22 protein-coding genes, 2 tRNA genes and 1 other RNA gene are annotated in these 20,620 nt (G+C 73.5%); 12 read left to right on the top strand and 13 right to left on the bottom strand.

Features of this window, described 5'->3' with window-relative positions:
• Positions 1-22: 22 nt before the first annotated feature.
• The 5 genes from ACI78Z_RS20580 to ACI78Z_RS20560 form a co-directional block, all read right to left on the bottom strand.
• Positions 23-1,666, bottom strand: a complete 1,644-nt coding sequence (locus tag ACI78Z_RS20580) for a VWA domain-containing protein (RefSeq protein WP_457038391.1) — start codon at positions 1,664-1,666, stop codon at positions 23-25.
• Between the two features lie 93 nt (positions 1,667-1,759).
• Positions 1,760-2,737: a UDP-glucuronic acid decarboxylase family protein gene (locus tag ACI78Z_RS20575; protein ID WP_457038390.1), complete on the bottom strand. Its 978-nt coding sequence runs from the start codon at positions 2,735-2,737 to the stop codon at positions 1,760-1,762.
• Between the two features lie 146 nt (positions 2,738-2,883).
• Positions 2,884-3,117: a DUF2630 family protein gene (locus tag ACI78Z_RS20570; protein WP_457038389.1), complete on the bottom strand. Its 234-nt coding sequence runs from the start codon at positions 3,115-3,117 to the stop codon at positions 2,884-2,886.
• Between the two features lie 116 nt (positions 3,118-3,233).
• Complete coding sequence (locus ACI78Z_RS20565; RefSeq protein ID WP_457038388.1) at positions 3,234-4,130, bottom strand: prephenate dehydrogenase/arogenate dehydrogenase family protein; 897 nt, start codon at positions 4,128-4,130, stop codon at positions 3,234-3,236.
• A gap of 20 nt (positions 4,131-4,150) precedes the next feature.
• Positions 4,151-4,591 (bottom strand): PaaI family thioesterase, encoded by a 441-nt coding sequence (locus tag ACI78Z_RS20560; RefSeq protein ID WP_457038387.1) that lies wholly within the window; start codon positions 4,589-4,591, stop codon positions 4,151-4,153.
• A 43-nt stretch (positions 4,592-4,634) separates the two neighbouring features.
• Here ACI78Z_RS20560 and ACI78Z_RS20555 point away from each other — a divergent pair, with 43 nt between their 5' ends.
• The 5 genes from ACI78Z_RS20555 to ACI78Z_RS20535 all read left to right on the top strand — a co-directional run bounded on the left by ACI78Z_RS20555 (position 4,635) and on the right by ACI78Z_RS20535 (position 7,095).
• On the top strand, positions 4,635-5,297 hold the full coding sequence (locus tag ACI78Z_RS20555) for an O-methyltransferase (protein WP_457038386.1): 663 nt from the start codon (positions 4,635-4,637) through the stop codon (positions 5,295-5,297).
• On the top strand, positions 5,294-5,791 hold the full coding sequence (locus ACI78Z_RS20550) for a tRNA adenosine deaminase-associated protein (RefSeq protein WP_457038385.1): 498 nt from the start codon (positions 5,294-5,296) through the stop codon (positions 5,789-5,791). The genes ACI78Z_RS20555 and ACI78Z_RS20550 overlap by 4 nt, the downstream gene beginning before the upstream one ends.
• A complete protein-coding gene (locus ACI78Z_RS20545; protein ID WP_457038384.1) occupies positions 5,788-6,447 on the top strand; it encodes an HAD-IA family hydrolase in 660 nt (219 codons plus the stop codon). Before ACI78Z_RS20550 ends, ACI78Z_RS20545 begins: the two co-directional genes overlap by 4 nt.
• Positions 6,448-6,532: 85 nt before the next feature.
• On the top strand, positions 6,533-6,997 hold the full coding sequence (locus ACI78Z_RS20540) for a nucleoside deaminase (RefSeq protein WP_457038383.1): 465 nt from the start codon (positions 6,533-6,535) through the stop codon (positions 6,995-6,997).
• Between the two features lie 10 nt (positions 6,998-7,007).
• Positions 7,008-7,095, top strand: a tRNA-Ser gene (locus ACI78Z_RS20535).
• A gap of 436 nt (positions 7,096-7,531) precedes the next feature.
• Here ACI78Z_RS20535 and ACI78Z_RS20530 read toward each other — a convergent pair.
• Positions 7,532-8,890, bottom strand: coding sequence for a cation:proton antiporter (locus ACI78Z_RS20530; protein ID WP_457038382.1), 1,359 nt, complete (start codon positions 8,888-8,890; stop codon positions 7,532-7,534).
• Between the two features lie 309 nt (positions 8,891-9,199).
• Positions 9,200-9,859, bottom strand: coding sequence for a histidine phosphatase family protein (locus tag ACI78Z_RS20525; protein WP_457038381.1), 660 nt, complete (start codon positions 9,857-9,859; stop codon positions 9,200-9,202).
• Positions 9,860-10,228: 369 nt separating this feature from the next.
• On the opposite strand from ACI78Z_RS20525, the gene sat reads away from it, so the two are divergent.
• The gene (sat, locus tag ACI78Z_RS20520; RefSeq protein WP_457038380.1) at positions 10,229-11,428 is read left to right on the top strand and encodes a sulfate adenylyltransferase; all 1,200 of its coding nucleotides are present in this window, start codon (positions 10,229-10,231) and stop codon (positions 11,426-11,428) included.
• A 30-nt stretch (positions 11,429-11,458) separates the two neighbouring features.
• Here the strand turns inward: sat and ACI78Z_RS20515 are convergent, their stop codons facing one another.
• A complete protein-coding gene (locus ACI78Z_RS20515) occupies positions 11,459-12,328 on the bottom strand; it encodes a sulfotransferase (protein ID WP_457038392.1) in 870 nt (289 codons plus the stop codon).
• A 507-nt stretch (positions 12,329-12,835) separates the two neighbouring features.
• Here ACI78Z_RS20515 and ACI78Z_RS20510 point away from each other — a divergent pair.
• The gene (locus ACI78Z_RS20510) at positions 12,836-13,105 is read left to right on the top strand and encodes a hypothetical protein (protein WP_457038379.1); all 270 of its coding nucleotides are present in this window, start codon (positions 12,836-12,838) and stop codon (positions 13,103-13,105) included.
• Between the two features lie 173 nt (positions 13,106-13,278).
• Here the strand turns inward: ACI78Z_RS20510 and ACI78Z_RS20505 are convergent, their stop codons facing one another.
• The 3 genes from ACI78Z_RS20505 to ACI78Z_RS20495 form a co-directional block, all read right to left on the bottom strand.
• Positions 13,279-13,506, bottom strand: a complete 228-nt coding sequence (locus ACI78Z_RS20505; protein WP_457038378.1) for a hypothetical protein — start codon at positions 13,504-13,506, stop codon at positions 13,279-13,281.
• 159 nt (positions 13,507-13,665) lie between these two features.
• On the bottom strand, positions 13,666-15,303 hold the full coding sequence (locus ACI78Z_RS20500; RefSeq protein WP_457038377.1) for a serine/threonine-protein kinase: 1,638 nt from the start codon (positions 15,301-15,303) through the stop codon (positions 13,666-13,668).
• 40 nt (positions 15,304-15,343) lie between these two features.
• Entirely contained in the window at positions 15,344-15,691 is a 348-nt protein-coding gene (locus tag ACI78Z_RS20495) for a hypothetical protein (RefSeq protein WP_457038376.1), read from the bottom strand.
• A gap of 143 nt (positions 15,692-15,834) precedes the next feature.
• Between ACI78Z_RS20495 and ACI78Z_RS20490 the strand changes: the two genes are divergently transcribed.
• The 3 genes from ACI78Z_RS20490 to ACI78Z_RS20480 all read left to right on the top strand — a co-directional run bounded on the left by ACI78Z_RS20490 (position 15,835) and on the right by ACI78Z_RS20480 (position 18,551).
• A tRNA-Ser gene (locus tag ACI78Z_RS20490) sits at positions 15,835-15,919 on the top strand.
• A gap of 140 nt (positions 15,920-16,059) precedes the next feature.
• Positions 16,060-16,155, top strand: an RNA gene (gene ffs, locus ACI78Z_RS20485) — signal recognition particle sRNA small type.
• Between the two features lie 131 nt (positions 16,156-16,286).
• Positions 16,287-18,551, top strand: a complete 2,265-nt coding sequence (locus ACI78Z_RS20480; RefSeq protein WP_457038375.1) for a DNA polymerase III subunit gamma and tau — start codon at positions 16,287-16,289, stop codon at positions 18,549-18,551.
• A 3-nt stretch (positions 18,552-18,554) separates the two neighbouring features.
• On the opposite strand, the gene ACI78Z_RS20475 is transcribed toward ACI78Z_RS20480, so the two are convergent.
• Positions 18,555-19,037: an SRPBCC family protein gene (locus ACI78Z_RS20475; RefSeq protein WP_457038374.1), complete on the bottom strand. Its 483-nt coding sequence runs from the start codon at positions 19,035-19,037 to the stop codon at positions 18,555-18,557.
• Positions 19,034-19,399 carry an ArsR/SmtB family transcription factor gene (locus ACI78Z_RS20470; RefSeq protein ID WP_457038373.1) on the bottom strand — a complete coding sequence of 122 codons (366 nt, stop codon included), beginning with the start codon at positions 19,397-19,399 and terminating at the stop codon, positions 19,034-19,036. The genes ACI78Z_RS20475 and ACI78Z_RS20470 overlap by 4 nt, the downstream gene beginning before the upstream one ends.
• Before the next feature lie 128 nt (positions 19,400-19,527).
• Between ACI78Z_RS20470 and ACI78Z_RS20465 the strand changes: the two genes are divergently transcribed.
• Positions 19,528-19,863, top strand: coding sequence for a YbaB/EbfC family nucleoid-associated protein (locus tag ACI78Z_RS20465; RefSeq protein ID WP_012946701.1), 336 nt, complete (start codon positions 19,528-19,530; stop codon positions 19,861-19,863).
• Positions 19,864-19,909: 46 nt separating this feature from the next.
• A complete protein-coding gene (recR, locus tag ACI78Z_RS20460) occupies positions 19,910-20,509 on the top strand; it encodes a recombination mediator RecR (protein WP_012946702.1) in 600 nt (199 codons plus the stop codon).
• Positions 20,510-20,620 lie beyond the last annotated feature (111 nt).

The following is a 20,620-nucleotide window of genomic DNA, read 5'->3' as shown; positions in this document are numbered from 1 at the left end:
GTGAGCGGCGGCGGCCCGCCGCTCACCGCTGCCGGAGGGCGTCGAACAGGACGGTCTGCAGGTCGGTGGGGTCGACCGCCGAGTACGCAGCCCCGCCGGTGACGTCGGCGATCTGCTCGAGGGCGCCCAGGTCGGCGTCCGGCCCGAGCGCGACACCGATGACCTTGACCGGCCGGTCGGGGTCGGCCTCGCTGCGCAGCGTCTCCAGCAGCTCCTCGAGCTCGACGCCCCGGGAGTCCTCGTTGGTCCCGTCGGTGACCATCAGCACGCTGTTCACCGCGGTCGGCTCGAAGTCCGCCCGGGCGGCACGCACGGCGGCCAGCGTGGTGTCGTACAGCCCGGTGCCGCCGGGGCTGAGGCGGTCGGGGATGGTGTCGAGCTCGGCGTCGAGCACCTCCCGCTGGAGGCTGCCGTCGACCTGGGCCTCGAGCTCCCGCGTCGGCACCGCCTCGGTCCAGTCCCGGTCGCCGTCCAGCTCGGCGGCGAAGAACCACAGGCCGAGCGCGAAGTTGCCCGGGACCAGCGTGAGCGTGCTCTTCGCGGCGTCCCGCGCGAGCGTGGCGCGCGTGCCGTCGCCGGCCGGGGCCTCCATGGAGGTCGAGACGTCGACGACGGTGAGGATCCGGGACGGCGCGGCCAGCTCCGACAGCTGGCCGAGCAGCGCCTGCACCTCGGCGGGGTCGAGCCGCAGGGGCTGCGGGGCCGCCTCGCGGATCCCGGCCGCCTCGGCGTCGGCGGGCGCGGTGCCGTCGGCGTCGCGGAACCCGGCCTCGAGGACGGCGGAGCGGGCGGCGTCCGAGGTCAGCGCGCGCACGGTGGCGTCCACCGCGGCGGCGTCCGTCGCCGAGGCGGCGCCGATCCGCACCAGCGGGTAGTCCAGGGCCGGCGACCCCTCCTCGGGGTAGACGGCGACCAGCTGCGGGTCCTCGGCGTCGGCGTTGGCCGCCCACACCTCCTGCTCGCTGACCGGCACCAGCGGCGCGCCCGGCGCGCCCTCGCTGCCTGCGGTGAGCGCCTCGGCGGGGGAGACGGACGGGCCGCGCTCGGCGGCCAGCACGGTCTGCACCACGGCGTTGTCGGCGGCCTCGCCGCCGCCCAGCGCGGTCCGCACGGCGCTCAGCGCGGCGAGGGCCTCGGCGCTGGTCGCCAGGTCGGGGACGGCGATGCCCTGCTCGCTCGCCAGCGCCGCGGCCCAGCCCGGTGCCTGGTCGGCCCAGCCGAGCGCGTCGACCGCGGCGCGGCTGCTGGCCAGCACGACGGGGGAGGTGGCGACCGAGCCGGCGGTGTCCACCGCGGCGTCCCCGGCGCGGGCCGCCCACAGCGAGGAGTCGGGGACCCACAGGTGCGGCAGGTCCGCGGCGTCCAGCGCGCCGAGGTCGCCGACGGTCTGCACCGGCTGCTGGGCGGTGACCTGGGCGGAGGCGCAGTCCTCGGGGCGCAGGCCCTCGGCGCCGGTGAGCACCCGCTCGGCGACGGGGGCGAGCTCGGGCGCGACGGCGACACGGACGACGGCGGTGGTGTCGCAGTCGCCGTCCCCGGCGTCGACCACCCACATGGTGATGCCGCCGGCCAGCAGCACCACGGCGGCGACCGCGGCCGCGATGAGGACCTGGGGGGTCAGCTGCGGCGACCGGCGCGCGGCAGAGCGGGCGGCGTGGCGGCCCATCGAGCAGCTCCCCCGTCGAAGTCGTCAGCGTCTCCCCGGCGACCCCCGCGACCGCCCACTACACAGTAGATGCGATCGCTGACCCCCTGTGGATCACCCGGCGCGGACGTCGGCCGCCTGCCGCTGCTCGGCGAACCACGCCACCGTGCGCCGCAGCCCCTCCTCCGACGGCACCGTCGGCCGCCAGCCGAGCAGCTGCTCGGCGCGGGTGGTGTCGGGACGGCGGACCTTCGGGTCGTCCACCGGCAGGTCGATGAAGGAGATCTCCGACGACGAGCCGGTCAGCTCGACGATCCACTCGGCCAGCCGCAGCATCGACAGCTCGTCGGGGTTGCCGATGTTGACCGGGCCGGGCTCCCCGGAGAAGGCCATCGCCAGGATGCCGCGCACCGTGTCGTCGACGTAGCAGATGGACCGGGTCTGCGAGCCGTCGCCGGCGACGGTCAGCGGGCGGCGGGCGAGGGCCTGACCGACGAAGGCCGGGATGGCGCGGCCGTCGTCCGGGCGCATGCGCGGGCCGTAGGTGTTGAAGATCCGGACGATGCCGGTGTCGGTGCCCTTCGACGTCCGGTAGGCCGTGGTCATGGCCTCGCTGAAGCGCTTGGCCTCGTCGTAGACCCCGCGCGGGCCGACCGGGTTGACGTTGCCCCAGTACTCCTCGTCCTGCGGGTGTACCAGCGGGTCGCCGTAGACCTCCGAGGTGGAGGCAAGCACGTACCGGGCGCCCTTCTCGTGGGCCAGCCCGAGGGTGTGCAGCGTGCCCAGGCTGCCGACCTTGAGGGTCTCGATCGGCATCTTGAGGTAGTCCAGCGGGCTCGCCGGCGACGCGAAGTGCAGCACCAGGTCGACCTCGCCGGGCACGTGCACGAAGTCGGTGACGTCGCAGCGGACCAGCCGGAAGCCGGGGTGTTCCATCAGGTGGACGACGTTCTGCGGGGACCCGGTGAGGAAGTTGTCGAGGCAGACCACCTCGACGCCCCGGTCCAGCAGCTGCTCGCACAGGTGGGAGCCGAGGAAACCGGCGCCCCCGGTCACCACCGCCCGCCGGATCGTCCGTGCCGCGCGCACCATGCCTGCTCCCATCCACGCCGGGCGCGCGGCGGTGCGCGCCGCGGCGGCTCCTACCCGAAGATCACCGCCGCACACTTCGGCGTTTAAGTGTTCCCGGCCCCGTCCAGAGGCTGACCGCGAGCGGTGAGCAGGACGGCGTCCTTCTCCTACTGCAGGTAGCCCTCGACCTGCTGCTCCGGGCGCGGCTCGGCCTCGTCCGGGTCCTCGCCGTACTGGCGCTTGGCGTCCCGCTGGCGGATCAGGTCCCAGAGCTGGTCCCGGTCCTCCTCGATCTGCCGGAGCCGGGCCCGCTGCTCCTCGGAGTGATCCCCGCTCTCGCGCAGTCGGTGCTCTTCCTCGACCAGCGCCTCGATGCGGCTGCGGATCTCGCTGTCGTCCATGCCCGCTCCCTGCCCGCCGCGCCGCGGGCGAAACCGGTCAGGTCATGACACCGGTCGGCTTCCGCCCCCGGTCCGCTCCTCGGTCGCTGGCCCTGCCTGCGATGCTCCCGGCGGCGTCAGTCGACAGCCGGCACGTACCCCTCGACGAAGGCCGCGAGCCGCCGGGTGACCGCTCCGCCGGCCCGGCCCAGCGACAGCAGCGCGGCCCGCTCCAGCGGCACCCGCACCGGGCGCCGTCCCGCCGGCCCGCCGGCGCGCACGGCGTGGCCGGCGGCGACCAGTTCCGGCCACGGGCGGGCGAGCTGCTCCAGCACCCGGCCCAGCGCGGCGGCGGTCGGGCCGGCGTTGCCCTGCACCATCGCGGTGACGAAGCCGGGGTCGCTGCCGATCACCCGGGTGCCGTCGCGGAAGCTGCCGGCGGCCAGGGCGAGGGCCAGCGGCCCGGCCTCCCCGGCGGCGGCGGCGAGGGCCGCGGCCAGCAGGTGCGGCACGTGGCTGACCGCGGCGACGGCGTCGTCGTGCTCGGCCGCGGTCGCCGGCACCACCTCGGCCCCGACGGCCAGCGCCACCTCGGCCACCCGCAGCCAGCGCGGCAGCTCGGTGCCCGGCTCCAGGCACAGCGCCCAGCGGGCCCCGGTGAACAGGCCCGGGTCGGTCGCCGCGTGCCCGGAGCGCTCGGTGCCGCACATGGGGTGCCCGCCGACGTAGCGCCCGCCCAGGGCCGTCTCCAGCTCGGCGAGCACCGGCGCCTTGACCGAGCCCAGGTCGGTGACGGTGGCGCCCGGGTCGACGTCGAGCCCGTCGAGCGCCCCGGCCATCGCCGGCAGCGGGACGGCGAGGACGACGACGCCGGCCAGCTGTCGGGCGATCCGCACCCCGCGGGCCGCGGCGGCCTCCCGGGCGGCGGGGTCGACGTCCCAGCCGGTCACCTCGCGGCCGGCCGCGACCAGGGCGGCGGCCAGCGACCCGCCCAGCTGGCCCAGCCCCACGACGCCCACCGGCGGAGCGGGCATCGTCGGGACGGGAAAAGAGGTCACCGGTCCGCCCACTGGCCGTCGGTGCGGAACACCCGGGCCAGCGCGGTCGCCACCAGCCGGCCGTCCTGGGCGCGGGCCTCGATGCGGTAGACGGCGGTGCGCCGGCTGCGGTGCACCTCGACGCCCTCGGCGACCAGCCGGTCACCCGGCCGGCCCGGGGCGAGGAACTCGGTGTGCACGTCCTGGGCGACGGCGACCGTGCCGTGGCTGTTGCTCACCGCCGCGTGGACGACGTCGAGCAGCGCCATCGTGGCGCCGCCGTGCGCGGTGCCGACGGCGTTCAGCAGCTGCGGGCCCACCGTCATCGCCGCGCGGGCGTACCCGGGCCGGACCTGCTCCAGGACGATCCCCAGGAGGTCGGCCAGCGGGTCGGCGGCCAGTCGGGAGAACAGTGCGGGGGCGACGTCGGCGCCGTCGTCCGGAGCGGGATCGGCCATGATCAGAGGCTATGACCCACGGGCTCCTCCACCCCCACGCGCCATGACCCCCCACTCGTTCCTCCTCACACCGGAGCTGGGCGACTACGTGCGGGCGAGCTCGGAGCCGCTCGACGACGTCGCCGCCGACCTGCTCGCCGAGACCGCTGCCATGGCCGACCGCGGGGAGGCGTCGCCGACCTACCAGATCGCGCCGGAGCAGGGCACGTTCATGCAGCTGCTGGCCCGTGCGCTGGGCGCCCGCCGGGCGATCGAGATCGGCACCTTCACCGGCTACTCGGCGCTGTGCGTGGCCCGGGGCCTGCCCGAGGACGGCTTGCTGCTCTGCCTCGACGTCAGCGAGGAGTGGACGGCGGTCGCCCGCCGGTACTGGGCCCGGGCGGGGCTGGCCGACCGCATCGAGCTGCGGCTGGGCGACGCGCACGAGTCGCTGCGCGCCCTGCCGGCCGAGCCGACCTTCGACCTCGCCTTCGTCGACGCGGACAAGGAGGGCTACGCCGACTACATCGACCAGCTGTACCCGCGGATGACCGGGAACGGCGTCGTCCTGCTGGACAACACGCTGGCCAACGGCACCGTGCTCGACCCGCAGACCGACGCGCAGCGGGCGATCGCCGAGCTCAATGCCGCGCTGGCCACCGACCCGTGCTGGGAGACGGTGCTGCTGCCGCTGGCCGACGGCCTGACCATGCTGCGGCGGCGATGAGCGCAGCGGAGGCACCGGCCAGCTGGGCGGTGCGCGTCAGCCGTTCCGGTGGGGACTGGCAGGTGGAGCTGCTCGCCGCGGACGCCGGTGAGGAGCTCCCGGCGCTGGAGCGGGCGCTGGGCGACCCGGCCGCCGAGGACTGGCCCGGGCCCTTCGTCGTGGTGGTCGACTCGCGGCTGTACTTCGTCGTCCTCCGGCACGGGCCCGGCGGGCTGGTCCGGGCGCTGATCTCCGACGCCACCATGCAGGAGTGGCTGCTCGCCGCCGAGGTGGTGGAGCGCTACGGCATCGCCGTCGACGCCGAAGGGGCGTTCGACGACGACGAGACCGGCTGGCCGGGCGGCGACCTGGACGTCTTCGCCGACGACGGGCTGCCGGCAGAGCAGCTGCGGCGGATCGTCACCGCCGACGACCTGTGGGCCGACGAGATGGTCGCCGCTATCGCCGCCCGGCTGGGCTTCACCGACCAGCTCGCCGCGGCGGTGACCCCGTGAGCGCGCCGGCCACGGCCGTCGTGTTCGACCTCGGCGGGGTGATCACTGAGAGCCCGATGCTCGCCTTCGCCGCCTACGAGGCCGAGGCCGGGCTGCCCGAGGGCCTGGTCGTGCGGCTGAACAGCACCGACCCAGACACCAACGCCTGGGCGCGCTTCGAGCGCAACGAGCTCGACGCCGCCGGGTTCACCGACGCCTTCGAGGCCGAGGCCCTGGCCGCGGGGCACCGCCTGGACGCCGGCCGGGTGCTGGCCGCGCTGGCCGGCGAGATCCGCCCGCAGGTGGTCGAGGCGGTGCGGCGGCTGCGCGCGGCGGGGCTGCCGCTGGCGCTGCTGTCGAACAACGTGGCGCCGATGGAGCGCACCGGGCAGTTGGGGGAGCTGCTGGAGCTGTTCGACGCGGTGGTCGAGTCGTCGGTCGAGGGCGTCCGCAAGCCCGAGCCGGAGATCTACCGCCGCGCGCTGGCCCGGCTGTCGGAGGCCGTGGGCAGGGAGATCCGGGCCTCCGACTGCGCCTACCTCGACGACCTCGGCATGAACCTCAAGCCGGCCCGCGCGATGGGGATGCACACGGTCAAGGTCACCGACCCCGACGTCGCGCTGGCCGAGCTGTCGGCGCTGGTCGGCATCGACCTGCTGGACCGGGCCGGCTCGTGACCCCGTCCCCGGTCCACCTGTCCCCGCACTGCTCAGGCGGTGAGTGCCCTGGCACTCCCCGCCTGAGCACCTGGGCGCGGAGACCGTGACGGTGGACGTCGACGCGGCGATGGCCCGCGCGCTGGAGCTGGCCGCGGCCGCCGTCGGGTGGGGCGACACGCCAATCGGCGCCGTCGTCCTCGGGCCGGACGGCGCCGTGCTCGCCGAGGCGGCCAACGAGCGGGAGAAGCGGGGCGACCCCACCGCGCACGCCGAGGTCCTGGCGCTGCGCGCGGCCGCCCGGGTCCACGGCGACGGCTGGCGGCTGACCGGGACGACGCTCGTCGTCACCCTCGAGCCCTGCACGATGTGCGCCGGCGCGAGCGTGCTGGCCCGCGTCGGCCACGTCGTCTACGGCGCCGACGACCTCAAGGCGGGTGCGGCCGGGTCGCTGTGGGACGTGGTCCGCGACCGCCGGCTCAACCACCGTCCGCAGGTCACCGGCGGGGTTCGGGCCGAGGAGTCCGCCGCGCTGCTACGCGCGTTCTTCCGCGGTCAGCGGGGCCTGTAGTCTGTTCGACGGTGGCGTGTCCGAGCGGCCGAAGGAGCACGCCTCGAAAGCGTGTGAGGTGCAAGCCTCCGTGGGTTCAAATCCCACCGCCACCGCCACTGTGATGTCTCAGGACATCCCGGACGCCCGGACCCACGGATCGTGGGTCCGGGCGTTCATCTCTTGCGAGCCGCGGTCCGGGTGGTCGTCCGGTGGGCTGGTAGTCGAGGGTGAGCTCGCGGAGGAGTTCGCCGGTGGCGGCATCGACGACGCGCACGTGCAGGTCCTGGACCAGCAGGAGGACGTGGGTTCCGGCCGGAACGGGACGGCGGCACGATCGCCGACGGGACCTGCTCATCGCCGTGCCCGCGGCGGTCGGCGTCTACATGCTCGTCCTGCTGGGTCCGTCCAGTGACCACCTCGGCCTGGCGATCGGCGCGCTCAGAGCGCGAGCCGGGCCGGCTACATCTTGCTCATCGCGTCGCCGGGGTGCGGTCGTCCGGCCTCCAGGGATGAGCAGCTCGCGGATCCGGCCCAGGCTCTCGTCGCGGCTGGCTACGCCTGTGGGGGCCCGGCCGTCGAGGGCTCGGCGGGTCGGGAGTCGAGCATCAGCTTTCGCGGTTCCACCCGGCCCTCACTGGCGAGCAGGGGCCATCCCCTCCGCAGCACGAAGTCGAGCCAGACACCGCACGCCTGAGACGTGAGGACGGCGGTGACGACGAGGGTTGTGAAGAATGGCGCGTTGATGATGCCGGCGTCGAACGCGACGCTGGCCAGCACGATGCCCGGGCCACCACGCGCGTTACACGTCACCGCGATGTTGGCGACATCAAGACCGCGGAAGCCGGCGGCCCTCGCCGCGAGCGTTCTGGAAAGCACCGCCACCAGCGACGACCCGAGCAGGAAGCCGATCAGCATCACCGGGGAGAACCCGTGCGTGAAGTCCAGGCGATACCCCACGATGGCGAAGTAGATGGGGATGAACACGGCCACGGAGACGTGGCCGACCGAGTCCAGCGGGACCCGGAAGCGCTGGTGCTCGGTGCCCTTCATGCCGCCGACGATCCCGAAGCCGGCGAGGAAGCCGGCAAAGGCCAGGGTGACGTCCAGGACCGCGGCAAGGCTGACATAGCCCAGGAAGACCAGCATGACCCATGCGATCGGCACCTCGTTGGCGAGCACGTTCCACCGGGCACGGCTCAGCCAGCGCAGTACCCGCGGTGCCACGGTCATGGCAAATAGCACGAACAGAACGTTCGTGAGCAGGTGCACGGACACCGTCTCGGCCAGGACCGCGCCGTCGGAGACGACGGTCGCGGTGGCGATCGCGGTGGCCAGGGCGAGCACGCCCCACAACGCGATGTCCTCGAGGACGGCCACGCCGAGCATCAGGCTGGCAAATCGCGTGTGTAAGACGCCCAGGTCGAAGAAGATCTTGGTGATCACCGGGATCGAGGTCACCGCCGCCGCGATGGCGAAGATGAGGATGAGTGCCGGCTTGCTCGCGGCCGGTCCCACGAATGCCTCGAGGGGCAGCAGCGGGGTGAGCGCGAGGGCGAGGAAGAACGGCAAGGACGTCCCGAGTCCGACGAGCCAGGCGGTGGGCTTGCGGTTCACCCTGTCCAGGACGTTCCGGACGCTGGCGCCGGAAATGAACATCAGCAGCAGCAGACCCAGGTGGTACAGGAACTCCAGTACCACGGTGGAGGGGTCCTGTTCGCCGTCGCCGAAGATCGCCACGGCCACCCCCGGCGCCAGCAGTCCCAGCAGCGAGGGCCCTAGGAGCACGCCCGCGAGGATCTCGCCGACCACCTTCGGTTGACGCAGTTGCGCGGCCAGATGTCCGAGGAGGTTGGCCCCGCCTATCAGCAGCGCCAGCGCCAGCGCCAGCGACCCCAGCGTCTCGGTCGACATCTGCTCTCTCCCGTGCCGTTCCGGATGACGGCCAGCCGAGCTATCGGGACCCCGACACGGGGTCGGTACAGAAAAGCAGGACAGAGAGAACCAGCACATCCGCCAGACGACGTAGCGTCACTCCGCCATCTGTGGGACGAGGGATGTCACCTGCCGCACGGACGGGGTCTAGTAGCTCGTCGGGGCACTGGCCGACGACGGCCGGGGGCAGGTGCTGCCGGGGCGGCTGCTCGGCACGCCGGTGTCTCGCACGAGGCGACGATGAACTGCGCCCCCGTGTCGCTCATTCCTCCGTTCCTCGGGGCCACCTCAGTCGACGTCGTCTCCTTCGGGCAACTCCGTCAGCGAAATCTGTCCGTACTGCACAGTGAACAGCGTCAACGAGCCTCGGCCGACCGGGATGCGCCACTGCTCACCCTCAACACCGGTCAACCGGGCCACGGCAAGACGGATCATCACCGCGTGGGTGACCGCGACGACGGTCTCGCCGGGGTGCCGGCGGCCGATGAGCTCCAAGGCCTGGATCATGCGTCCTTGCGCGTCGCTGAGTCGTTCACCCAGCGGGCACGCCGCGCGACTCGGTGCCGTGCGGTACAGCTCGAACGCCTCGGGGTCGTACATCGCCGCCTCGGTCGAGGTCATCCCCTCCCAGGCGCCGTAGTCGACGTTGTTCAGGCCGTGCAGGATGCGCAGGTCAGGGACCCGCGCCTCGTCGGCGATGATCTGAGCGGTGGCGATGGTGCGCCGCAGCGGTCCGCAGTAGACCGCGGTGAGGCCCGCCGCGGACAGTTGGCGCGCGGCGTCCACGGCGTCCTGGTAGCCCTGCGCGTCCAGAGGCACATCGCAGCGACCGCGATAGCGGTTTTCGACGTTCATCGTCGTCGTTCCGTGACGGACGACGTACAGGCGGCAGGTATCGGACGTCACGGCATCGGGCTGCTGACCCACTTGCTGCGTCGAGATCTCCACGGCTCTCCTGTCATGGGGGCGCGGAACAGTGCACCGCGTCTGGTTCGCAGCAGAGAAGTACCGGAATGTCCCCAGGGATTGGGTTGTCGTTGATTCCGGATCCCTGCGTTACGGCGCGCCGGCGGCGAATCGCCACCGTGCGCTCCCGATCTATTCCACCGCGTGACTCTCGGGGCCGCACGGGCTGTGTCGGCATCCGTCAAAAGACGTAGTCCGACTACGACAGATAGTGGTTGATAATGGCATTATTCCAGTCCTCATGCAGCGTGCTCGTTCCGGTTGAATCTTTGGCCTCCTTTTCCGGGTCGGATCGCGGGGGCACAATGCGGTCGCCGCGCACGGCGCGTCTGGAGAACTTCGGGAGACGGCATGGCACTCGGAGAAGGTGTGGTACCGGGCGGACCGAGGCCGCACGGAGGCGCCCTCGTGGATCTCCGCGTCGGCAGCGCACGCGCCGCCGAGCTGGCCGCCGTCGCCCCTCGGCTGCCGACGTGGGAGCTCACCCGCCGGCAGCGATGCGATCTCGAGCTACTGGCGACCGGTGGCTTCTCACCGCTGCGCAGCTTCCTCGACCGCGCAGACCACGAGTCTGTCTGCGACATGATGCGCCTGGAATCGGGGCAGCTGTGGCCGGTGCCGATCATGCTCGACCTCCCCGCGGAGGTCGTCCGGGCGGCGCGGTCGGCCGGGGCGGTCGTGCTGCGGAGCCGCGGGGCGGATGTGGCCGTTCTGCGTGTGGAGACCGCCTGGCAGCCGGACCGGCGAGCGGAGGCGGCGGCGGTATTCGGCACCACCGACTCCACCCATCCCGGCGTGCGGACCCTGCTGCACGACACCCATCCCTGGTACGTGAGCGGTCCGCTCGAGGTGCTCCGGCTCCCCGACCACCGTGCCTTCCGGGCGCTGCGCCACACCCCCGCCGAGGTGCGCTCGCTGCTGGCGGCGCGGGGCTGGGGCAAGGTCGTGGCCTTCCAGACCCGCAACCCCATGCACCGGGCCCACCAGGAGCTCACGCTGCGCGCTGCTCGTGACCTGGATGCCAGCGTGCTATTGCATCCGGTCGTGGGCATCACCAAGCCGGGGGACATCGACCCGCACGTGCGCGTCCGCTGCTACTGCGCCCTGCTGCGCACGTATCCGCCGGAGAGCGTCCTTTTGTCCCTGCTTCCCCTGGCCATGCGGATGGCCGGGCCCCGCGAGGCGCTGTGGCACGCGATCATCCGCAAGAACTACGGCGCGACGCACTTCATCGTGGGACGTGATCACGCCGGCCCAGGCAGCGATGCCCGGGGCGTGCCGTTCTACGACCCGTACGCGGCGCAGCAACTGGTGCGGGACCACGAGCGGGAGCTGGACATCGGGATCGTGCCCTTCCGGCGGCTGGTCTACGTCGCCGAAACGGCCCAGTACGTGCCCGAGACCGAGGTGCGCCCGGGCCAGCGCTGCCTTCACCTCTCGGGTACCGAGCAGCGTCGGCGGCTGGCGGACGGCGAGGAGCTGCCCGCATGGTTCACGCCGCCCGAGGTGGCGGCGGAACTGCGTCAGGCCTTCCCGGCCCGGCCGGAGTGAGGCGCCCCGGTCAGCCGTGGCGCGTAGTGATCATGCGATGCCCCACCCGTCGAACTCCGGATCCAGGTAGGCCCGCAGTCGCCGCACGTCATCCTCGAGCGTGGCCATGATCTTCGAACGCACGTCGTCCGGGACCTCGAACCGGGTGGTCGATCGGGACCGCGCCCCGTTCGGGCGCGTAGCCTGACGGACCGTCGCGAGGACGTTGTTCTCGACCTCCTTGAATCGCCGGGTGCCCGGAAACCGGTGCTTGAGCTCCTTGCGCAGCCAGAGCGGGATCGGGGAGCGGGCGGCGCGATCCTGCGTCCGGTAGAAGTCGCGGTCCAGCTCGGCCGGCACGAAGTCCGGGTCTACCCCGATGAACTCGTAAACCCGTCGCAGGGTGACCTCTCGGGAACCGCGCAGGTCCTCGGCCGTGATGACGAGCAACTGGTCCCGGGAGAAATGCTCGAGGTACTGTTCGATCTGCATGGCGTAGCGGCTGTTGTCGAGGTAGCCGGGATAACTGAACACTGCCTCGGCGAGCGGGGCCTTCTCGCTGCCCTCGGCGACCTTGGTCTCGTAGTGGGAACGGATGCGGGCGATCGGGTCCCGGACGGCATAGACCAGGCGGACATCGGGCAGATGGGCGGCGATCCGCGCCGGGACTCCCTGGTAGCGCGGATACTTCGTGTACGAGTTGGATGCCTCGCCGACGGCCAGGATCTCCGGGCTGATGCGCGGGAACTGTCGCCGGTACCAGTCGATCCCGCGGTGCCAATTGGCTTCCTCGATGAAAAACTCGGGTGCCTTGTAGCGGGGTGTGGCCACCTGTGGATGAGCGCCGAGATAGTGAAATAGACTCGTCGTTCCCGCCTTCATGGCACCGATGAGGAGGAATGTGGGAAGTGGTCTTTCCATGATCATCCCGTCGCCGTCGGCAGGCAGGAGTTTCTCGCCGAGTGGACCGCAGTGCCAGGCACCGTAGGTGGGGTGCCCGACCCGAGTCAATGCGGTCCGGAAGCCGGTGGGCGTGAACGCGATGGGGAACGCCGGACCTGCGGCGCTATCACTGAGCGGCCCAGTGTCGGTCGCTGGATCGCCACACGCGGGCACGTCGGCCGCTGATGACCAGGTGGGAGCAGGGGACGGCTCGGTGCACCGCTTGGGGGATCCAGGCGCACGGGCTGACCGGGAGGGGCGCGGCGCGGGCGGCGTCACGGCGTGCACCGGCTTGGCCGGGCGGATCCCCGGGCTGGGCGCGCAGCATGTCCGCGCTGGTCCGGTCGTCGGCATCGCCCGGCTCGACAGGTGCGGGCCGATCGAGGGCTGCGGCGAGCGCCTCCGTGCGCGGAGGGTGCTCCGGATCGGGCAGCCGTAGTTCGGCGAAGTCCTTCCAGGACGAGCATCCTGGACGAGCAGTATGACGTGGGTTCCGGTGTGGGTTCGGCCGATGCCGATGCCGATGCCGATGCCGATGCCGATGTGGCGGAGGCGTGCTCGAGCGCAGGTTGTGGCAGCCGGCCGGGTCGATCTTGTCGGTGCGGACGCGGTCATGGGTGTCGGCGGTGCTGGTCTTCAGGCGTCGACGAGCCGGTCGAACAGCGCCTGAACCCGGCGATCGGCTATCGACCACGGGTGGGGTTCGAGCACAACAACCGTGACACCATCCGCCACCCGGCCCTCGAGGTGGCCTGAACCCAGCCCCCGTCAGAACCAGGAGCCGAACCGATTGGGCGCGTACCCAGTTCTTCAGGTGTCGGTGCCCGTGGTCGTCGGTAGCGGGTGCGATTCAACTGTCAGGTCTCGTATGGCTGCCCGGCGGCGAACCGAAGGTAGGAGGCCTCAGGCGCTTGGCCGGGCGGGGACGATCACGCAGCCGCAGCACCAGCTCGACCGTCGCCGGTGGGGTGGCTCCTGGCTCCTGGCGAGGTGTGCGGACGCCTGGAGTGGGGCTCGAACGCGGCGTCGCCCTCGGCGCGGTAGCGGGCCAGCAGCTCGTCCAGCCAGGAGCGGGTCACGCCGTAGGCCGCGACGACGTCTGCGGGGCTGCGGCCGCCCACCTCGATCGCCGTGATGACCGGCCGGGCTTTCGACATGGCCGCGGCCCGGCCGGCCGTCGGGGATGTCCTGCGACATCAGTCCGGCATGTCGTCCGACACCTGTCGGTATGCCCTGAGCCAGGACACCGCCGCCACCGCCAGCGCGCAGCCGCCCCGAGCTCCCTCCCGCGGGCGGCTTCGTCGTTCCCGGGCCGCTCAGGCGACCAGGTCCAGGTCGACCAGCCAGTCGCCGTCGTCGTCCCGCACCAGGCGGACCCGGTGCCGCTCGGTCTGCTCCCGGCCGTCGTCGCCGGTGAACTCGACCTCGGTGGTGGCGGTGAGAACGCCGTCCTCGGGCTGCTGCACGCCGCGCACCTCCTGCAGTTGTACCTCCGACCAGGGTTCCCAGAAGTCGCGGAAGTAGCTGCGGGTGGCCTGCGACCGCAGGAAGGGGCCGGTCATCTCGTAGGCGGCGTCGGGGTCGTCGGGGAGCAGCTCGTAGTACCGGTCCAGCGTGTCCTCGACGACCTCGTCCGCGTCCTCGGGTGACGGCTCGTCCTCGGGCGTCTCCTCACCGGAGGACGGTGTCGGCTCGGCGTCGGGCGTCCCGGGCGCGGGCGTCCCCTCGGCCCGGGGGGTCGCCTCGCCGGCGGGCGGGGGCGACGAGACCGGGGCGTCGGCGCTGCCGCCGGCGTCGCCGCGGGTGCCGAGCCAGAGCGCCCCGCCGCCGGCCAGCAGCACCGCGAGCAGCAGCAGCGCCGCCAGCACGGGCCCGCGGCGGCGCCGGGCGGGCGCGGCCGCCGCAGGCCGGTCCGCGGGGCCGGGCGGCGGGGGCGGTGTGGGGGGCAGCCCGGCGGGAGCGGCCTGGACGGCGGTGCGGGCCTCCCGGTACCCGCCCGCGGCCGCAGCGCCCGCCGCCGCGACCGGCTGCGCACCGGTGCCCAGCTCCTCGGTCCGGTTCCGGTCGGCCGAGGAGCGCAGCTTCGTGCGCGCCATGAGCACGGTGGTGGGGTCGCCGTCCCGGCCGACCGCGAGCCGCGCCAACTCAGTGGACACCTCGGGCGTCGTGGGCCGCCGCGCGGGGTCGACGGCCAGCATGCGCGTGAGCACGCCGGTCATCGACCCGGCCCGGCGCGGGGGGATCGGCTCGCCGTTCGCGACCCGGTGCAGCAGCCGCAGGGCGTTGTCGTCCATCCCGAACGGCGGCTGACCCTCGAGGCAGGTGTAGACCGTCGCGCCGAGGGAGAAGACGTCGCTCTCGGGCGTCACCTCGCTCCCACGGGCCACCTCGGGGGCGAGGAAGGCCGGCGTGCCGGTGATCTGGCCGGTCTGGGTGAGGGTGACGTCGTCGCGGGCGTGCGAGATGCCGAAGTCGGTGATCTTCACCAGTCCCTCGACCCCCGGCCCCCGCCCGATGAGGATGTTGGCCGGCTTCACGTCGCGGTGCACGATGCCGGCGGCGTGGGTGGCGGCGAGCGCGTCGGCCACCTGGGCGCCGATCTGCGCGACCTGGTCGACGGGCAGGACGCCGTCCTCCTGCAGCACCTCGGCCAGGCTGCGCGAGGGCAGGTACTCCATGACCAGCCACGGCGCGCCGTCCTCGAGGGCCACGTCGTGGACGGTGACGGCGTGCGGGTGGGACAGCCGCGCGGCGATCCGGCCCTCGCGCAGGGCGCGCTGGCGCTGCTGGGCGATGACCGCGGCGTCGGCCGTCGGCGGCGGGAGCACCTGCTTGACGGCCACCCGGCGGCCGAGCAGCTCGTCGGAGGCCAGCCAGACGGCGCCCATGCCACCGCCGCCGATGTGCTCCAGCAGGCGGTACCGGCCGGCGACGAGGTGCCCGGGTCCGCTCACCGTGCGTCCCCCCTGACCCCCGCCGACACCGAGGTCGCGGTCAGACGCCCGTCGGGACGCCGTACCGGCGGGCGTACTCCTCCTGTGCGCCCGCGGGCAGCACGTCGTAGAGCTCGCCGAGCTCCTCGACTCCGTCGGCGGACAGGTCGTCGAAGAGACGCTGCCAGGTCGGCGGCTCGTCGTAGCTGCGGGTCAGCAGCAGCTCCCACGCGCGGGTCTGCCGGTCCCGCTTGCTGCGCTCGGCGACGAACTCCGACAGGTAACGGTCCTTGGCGGCGTCCTTTTCCTCCTTGGTGGCCGAGGGCGGCAGCTCGGAGGGGTCGGCGCCCTTGAGCACCGCCACGATCGCCTCCACGACGTCGGGCCGGAGCCGGTCGGTCTCGCTCATGGGGGCCTGCTCTCCTGTTGTCCGCGCGCCGCTGCTCGGCGCATGGGGGCAGCGTGCCCCACCCGACGGTGGCGTAACCACCCCGGTGCCGGGTGCCGCGGGCGACCCGGCACTCCGGGACCGGTATCCTGGCGGGCGCAGTTGGAGGATTCGCCTAGTGGCCTATGGCGCTCGCTTGGAAAGCGGGTTGGGGGCAACCCCTCGGGAGTTCGAATCTCCCATCCTCCGCCGGGAAGGCCGGGCCCCGCGGGGCCCGGCCTCCGTCGTCTCCGGGTCAGCCGCGCGGCCTCGCAGCTGACCCGGCCACGGCGTGCCGACGGGACCGAGGGGCGCGCCCGGCCTCCGCGGGGTTTCCTCTACAGTGGTGCGCAGACCCCTCGTGTGGCGTCACCCCGTGAACCTCCCCAGGGCCGGAAGGCAGCAAGGATAAGCGGGCTCTGGCGGGTGCGCGGGGGGTCCCTTCTTTGCCGGACCCGGCGGGCGAGATCGCCGATCTCGCCCGCTCCGGTGCCCCCAGCCGGGTGAGACCGCCGATCTCGCCACCGGTACGGCGGAGGTCGCCGATCCCGTCCTCCCGTCCACGTAACCTGCTGCCGTGGCTCTGGCGCTCTACCGGAAGTACCGCCCGGCGACCTTCGCCGAGGTGGTCGGGCAGGAGCACGTGACCGCCCCGCTGGTCAACGCCGTCGACGGCGGGCGGATCAACCACGCCTACCTGTTCAGCGGCCCGCGCGGGTGCGGCAAGACCTCCTCGGCGCGGATCCTCGCCCGGTCGCTGAACTGCGAGCAGGGGCCGACGTCCACCCCGTGCGGCGTGTGCACGTCCTGCGTGTCGCTGGCGCCCGACGGTCCCGGCTCGATCGACGTCATCGAGATCGACGCGGCCAGCCACGGTGGTGTGGACGACGCCCGCGACCTGCGCGAGCGGGCCTTCTTCGCGCCGGTGAACAGCCGCTTCAAGGTCTACATCGTCGACGAGGCGCACATGGTCACCACGCAGGGCTTCAACGCCCTGCTCAAGGTGGTCGAGGAGCCGCCGGAGTTCCTCGTCTTCGTCTTCGCGACCACCGAGCCGGACAAGGTGCTGCCCACCATCCGCTCGCGCACGCACCACTACCCGTTCCGCCTGGTGCCCCCGACGACGCTGCGCGGCCTGCTGGAGAAGACCTGCGAGGCGGAGGCCGTGCAGGTCGAGCCGACGGTCTTCCCGCTGGTGGTGCGCGCCGGCGGCGGCTCGGTCCGCGACTCGCTGTCCATCCTCGACCAGCTGCTCGCCGGCGCCGGGCCCGAGGGCGTCACCTACAAGAGCGCGGTCGGGCTGCTGGGCGTCACCGACGACGCGCTGCTCGACGAGACCATCGACGCCCTCGCCGCGCACGACGCCCCCGGTGTCTTCCGAGCCGTCGACCGGGTGGTGGAGGCCGGGCACGACCCCCGTCGGTTCGCCACCGACCTGCTCGACCGGCTGCGCGACCTCATCGTGCTCGACGCCGTCCCCGAGGCCGGGGGCAACGGGCTGCTCGACTGCCCACCCGACCGGCTGGACCTCATGAGCTCGCAGGCCCAGGCGCTGGGCTCGGCCACGCTGTCGCGGATGGCCGACACGGTGCACGTCGGCCTCACCGAGATGCGGGGGACGACGGCGCCGCGGCTGCTGCTGGAGCTCGTCTGCGCCCGGATGCTGCTGCCCGGCACCGACGGCTCCGCCGCGGCCACCCTGCAGCGGCTGGAGCGCCTCGAGCGGCGGATGTCGATCGCCGGGGAGCACGCCGGCCGCCCGGTCGCCGAGCCCGCCGCACCGGACGTGCCGGTGCGCGAGGCGCGGCCGGAGCCCGCAGCCGCCGCACCGGCCGCACCCGATCAGCCCGCCCGACCGGTGCGGGAGTTCGTGCGCAAGTCGCAGGTCGCCCCGCAGGCGCCGAGCACCCCGCCGGCCCCCGCCCAGCCGGCCCCCGCCCAGCCGGCCCCGCGGCCCGCCCCGGAGCCGCAGCCGTCACGTCCGGAGCCGGCCCCCGCCGAGCCGGCCGCAGCCCGCCCGCCGGCCGACGACGGCTGGCCAGAGACCACCCCGCCGGGTTCGGGCGCCCCGCCCCGCCCGGCTGCGTCCCCCGCTCCGCCGGCCTCCTCGCCGGCCGTGGCCGAGGAGTCCCGACCCGCCCGGGTCGCGGCGGGCGAGCCGGACATCCCGCTGCCGCCCGAGCCGACCGACGACGAGGACTGGCCGCACCCGGCCCAGCCCGCCGCGGCCGCCGCCGCAGCAGCGCGCGTCGAGCAGCCCCGGCCGACGGCGTCCTCGGCGCCGCGGGCCGCCGCCGAGTCCTCGCCGGCGCCGCGCGGCAGCGAGCCGATGCCGGTGGTGACGGCCAACCCGCCGCAGCCGGCCGCCGCCGACGGTGAGCTGGACGCCGGCGACGTCCGCCGGGTGTGGCCGGAGCTGCTGACCGTCGTCCGCAAGCACAAGCGGACCACCGAGGCGCTGCTCAAGTCCGCCCAGGTGCACGACGTCGCCAACGGCACGCTGACGCTGTCGATGACCTCGCCGGCGCTGGCCAAGATGCTCGGCGACGACCTCAACAAGGACGTCGTCCGCACGGCGCTGCAGGAGCTGCTCGGCGTGCGCTGGAAGGTGCAGACCGTCGTCAACGCCCCCGGCCAGCCCGCGCCGGGCCGCACCGTCTCCCCGGAGGCCGCGCGCGAGGCAGCGCGCGCCGCGGAGGCGGCCGAGGCGAGCGAGCTGATGGCCGAGCGGGCGGCGGAGGGCCCCGGTGGGGACCGGGACCCCGCGCCGGCGGTCGACCCGGAGCAGGCGGCGTTGTCGCTGCTGCGCACCCACCTCGGCGCGCGCCCCATCGACGGCTAGGGGCTAGCCCCGGGCGAGGAGCTCGTCGAGGCGCTCGTAGCCCTCGCGGACGCCGACGTCCATGCCGCTGGCCAGCATGGCGTCGCGGGCCTCGAAGGAGTCGGTCAGCGAGGTCGCGGTGAGCCGGGTGCGGCCGTCGCCGAGGTCTTCGAGAACGAGCTTCTCGAGTGCGACGCCGTCCGGGTCGCCCTCGAAGGTGAAGGTCTGCACGATCAGCTCCGAGGGTCGCACCTCGTGGAAGCAGCCGTGGAAGCCGTACTCCTCGTCCCCCTGGCGGTGCACGTAGCGGTAGGAGCCGCCGGTGCGGCAGTCGTAGTGGTCGACGGTCATCTCCAGGCCGCGCGGGCCGAGCCACTGGACGACCAGTTCGGGGTCGGTGTGGGCGCGGAACACCTTCGCCTTCGGGGCGTCGAACTCGCGGGTGATCCGGATCAGCGGGAGCTGCGGGTCGGCCTCGATGCGGGTCTCGTGCGTGGTGGTGGTCATGACGGTCCTCCTTCGCGGCGGGGCGGGACGGGGTCGACGTCGTCCGGCAGGGCCCGGAGGACGTCGTCGAGACGGCGGTAGCGCTCCTCGGCCTGCCGCCGGTAGCGCTCGATCCACGTCGTCATGAGGTCGAGGACCTCGGCCTCGAGGTGCACCGGACGCCGTTGGGCGTCGCGGCTGCGGCTGACCAGGCCGGCGTCCTCGAGCACCCGCAGGTGCTTGGAGACGGCCTGGACGCTCACGTCGTAGGGCTCGGCGAGTTCGCCGACCGTGGCGTCGGCGACCGCCAGCCGGGCGACCATGTCGCGCCGGGTGGGGTCGGCCAGGGCCGCGAAGACCCGGGAGAGCGGATCGGTGGCCATCGGGTGTCCTCCCTTCGTCAACCGTTCGGTTGAAGAAGAGCGTGGAACTGCTCGACGCTGTTGTCAACCCGTTGGTTGATGACGCCGACGTCCCCGCATGCGTCGGTCCCTCGGCCTACGCTCGGGTCATGTTCCCCGGAGGCCAGCCCGACATGGCACGCCTGCTCGAGCAGGCGCAGCAGATGCAGCAGCAGCTGGCTGCCGCGCAGGAGCAACTGGCGCAGGAGGAGGTCACCGGCACGGCCGGTGGCAACCTGGTGAGCGTCACGATGACCGGGCAGGGCGAGGTGACCGCGGTGACGATCGCGCCGGCGGCCGTCGACCCCGACGACGTCGAGAGCCTGCAGGACCTGATCGTCGCGGCCTTCCGGGACGCCTCGCGCGCCGTCAACGAACTGACCGCCAGTCGCATGGGGCCGCTCGCCGGCGGCCTCGGCGGCGGCCTGGGGCTGCCCGGCCTGTAGAGGGCTGCGCGCCCTTCCCGCCCACCCCCCTGACGAGAGGGACACCGTGTACGAGGGGGCCGTCCAGGACCTCATCGACGAGCTCGGCCGGCTGCCCGGCGTCGGGCCGAAGAGCGCCCAGCGCATCGCCTTCCACCTGCTGGCGGCGGAGTCCGCGGACGTCGGCCGGCTGGTCGCCGCGCTGCAGCGCGTGCAGGCCGAGGTCCGGTTCTGCAGCACCTGCTACAACGTCGCCGAGGGCGAGCAGTGCCGGATCTGCCGCGACCCGAGGCGGGCCGACGACGTCATCTGCGTCGTCGAGGAGCCCAAGGACGTCGTCGCGATCGAGCGCACCCGGGAGTTCCGCGGCCGCTACCACGTGCTCGGCGGCGCGATCAGCCCGATCGAGGGCGTCGGCCCCGACGACCTGCGGGTCAAGGAGCTGATGACCCGGCTGATGAGCGGCGCGGTCACCGAGCTGATCATCGCGACCGACCCCAACCTCGAGGGCGAGGCGACCGCCGCCTACCTGGCGCGGCTGGTCGGCCCGCTCGGGCTGGCCGTCTCCCGGCTGGCCAGCGGCCTGCCGGTGGGTGGCGACCTGGAGTACGCCGACGAGGTGACGCTGGGCCGGGCGTTCGAGGGCCGCCGCCGCATCGACGCCTGAGGAAGGACCCCAGCCCCCCACCGCTCGCACGCTCGCGGCGGGACCCTGCTGGGGGCCGGGCACGGCATGCGGAGCGCTCCGGGCCTGACCTGGCCCCTGACCAGGTCACAG

Source organism: Geodermatophilus sp. SYSU D01176, from assembly GCF_054050015.1.
The sequence above is the reverse complement of the archived record's forward strand: the minus strand, read 5'-3'. Positions and strand labels throughout refer to the sequence as shown.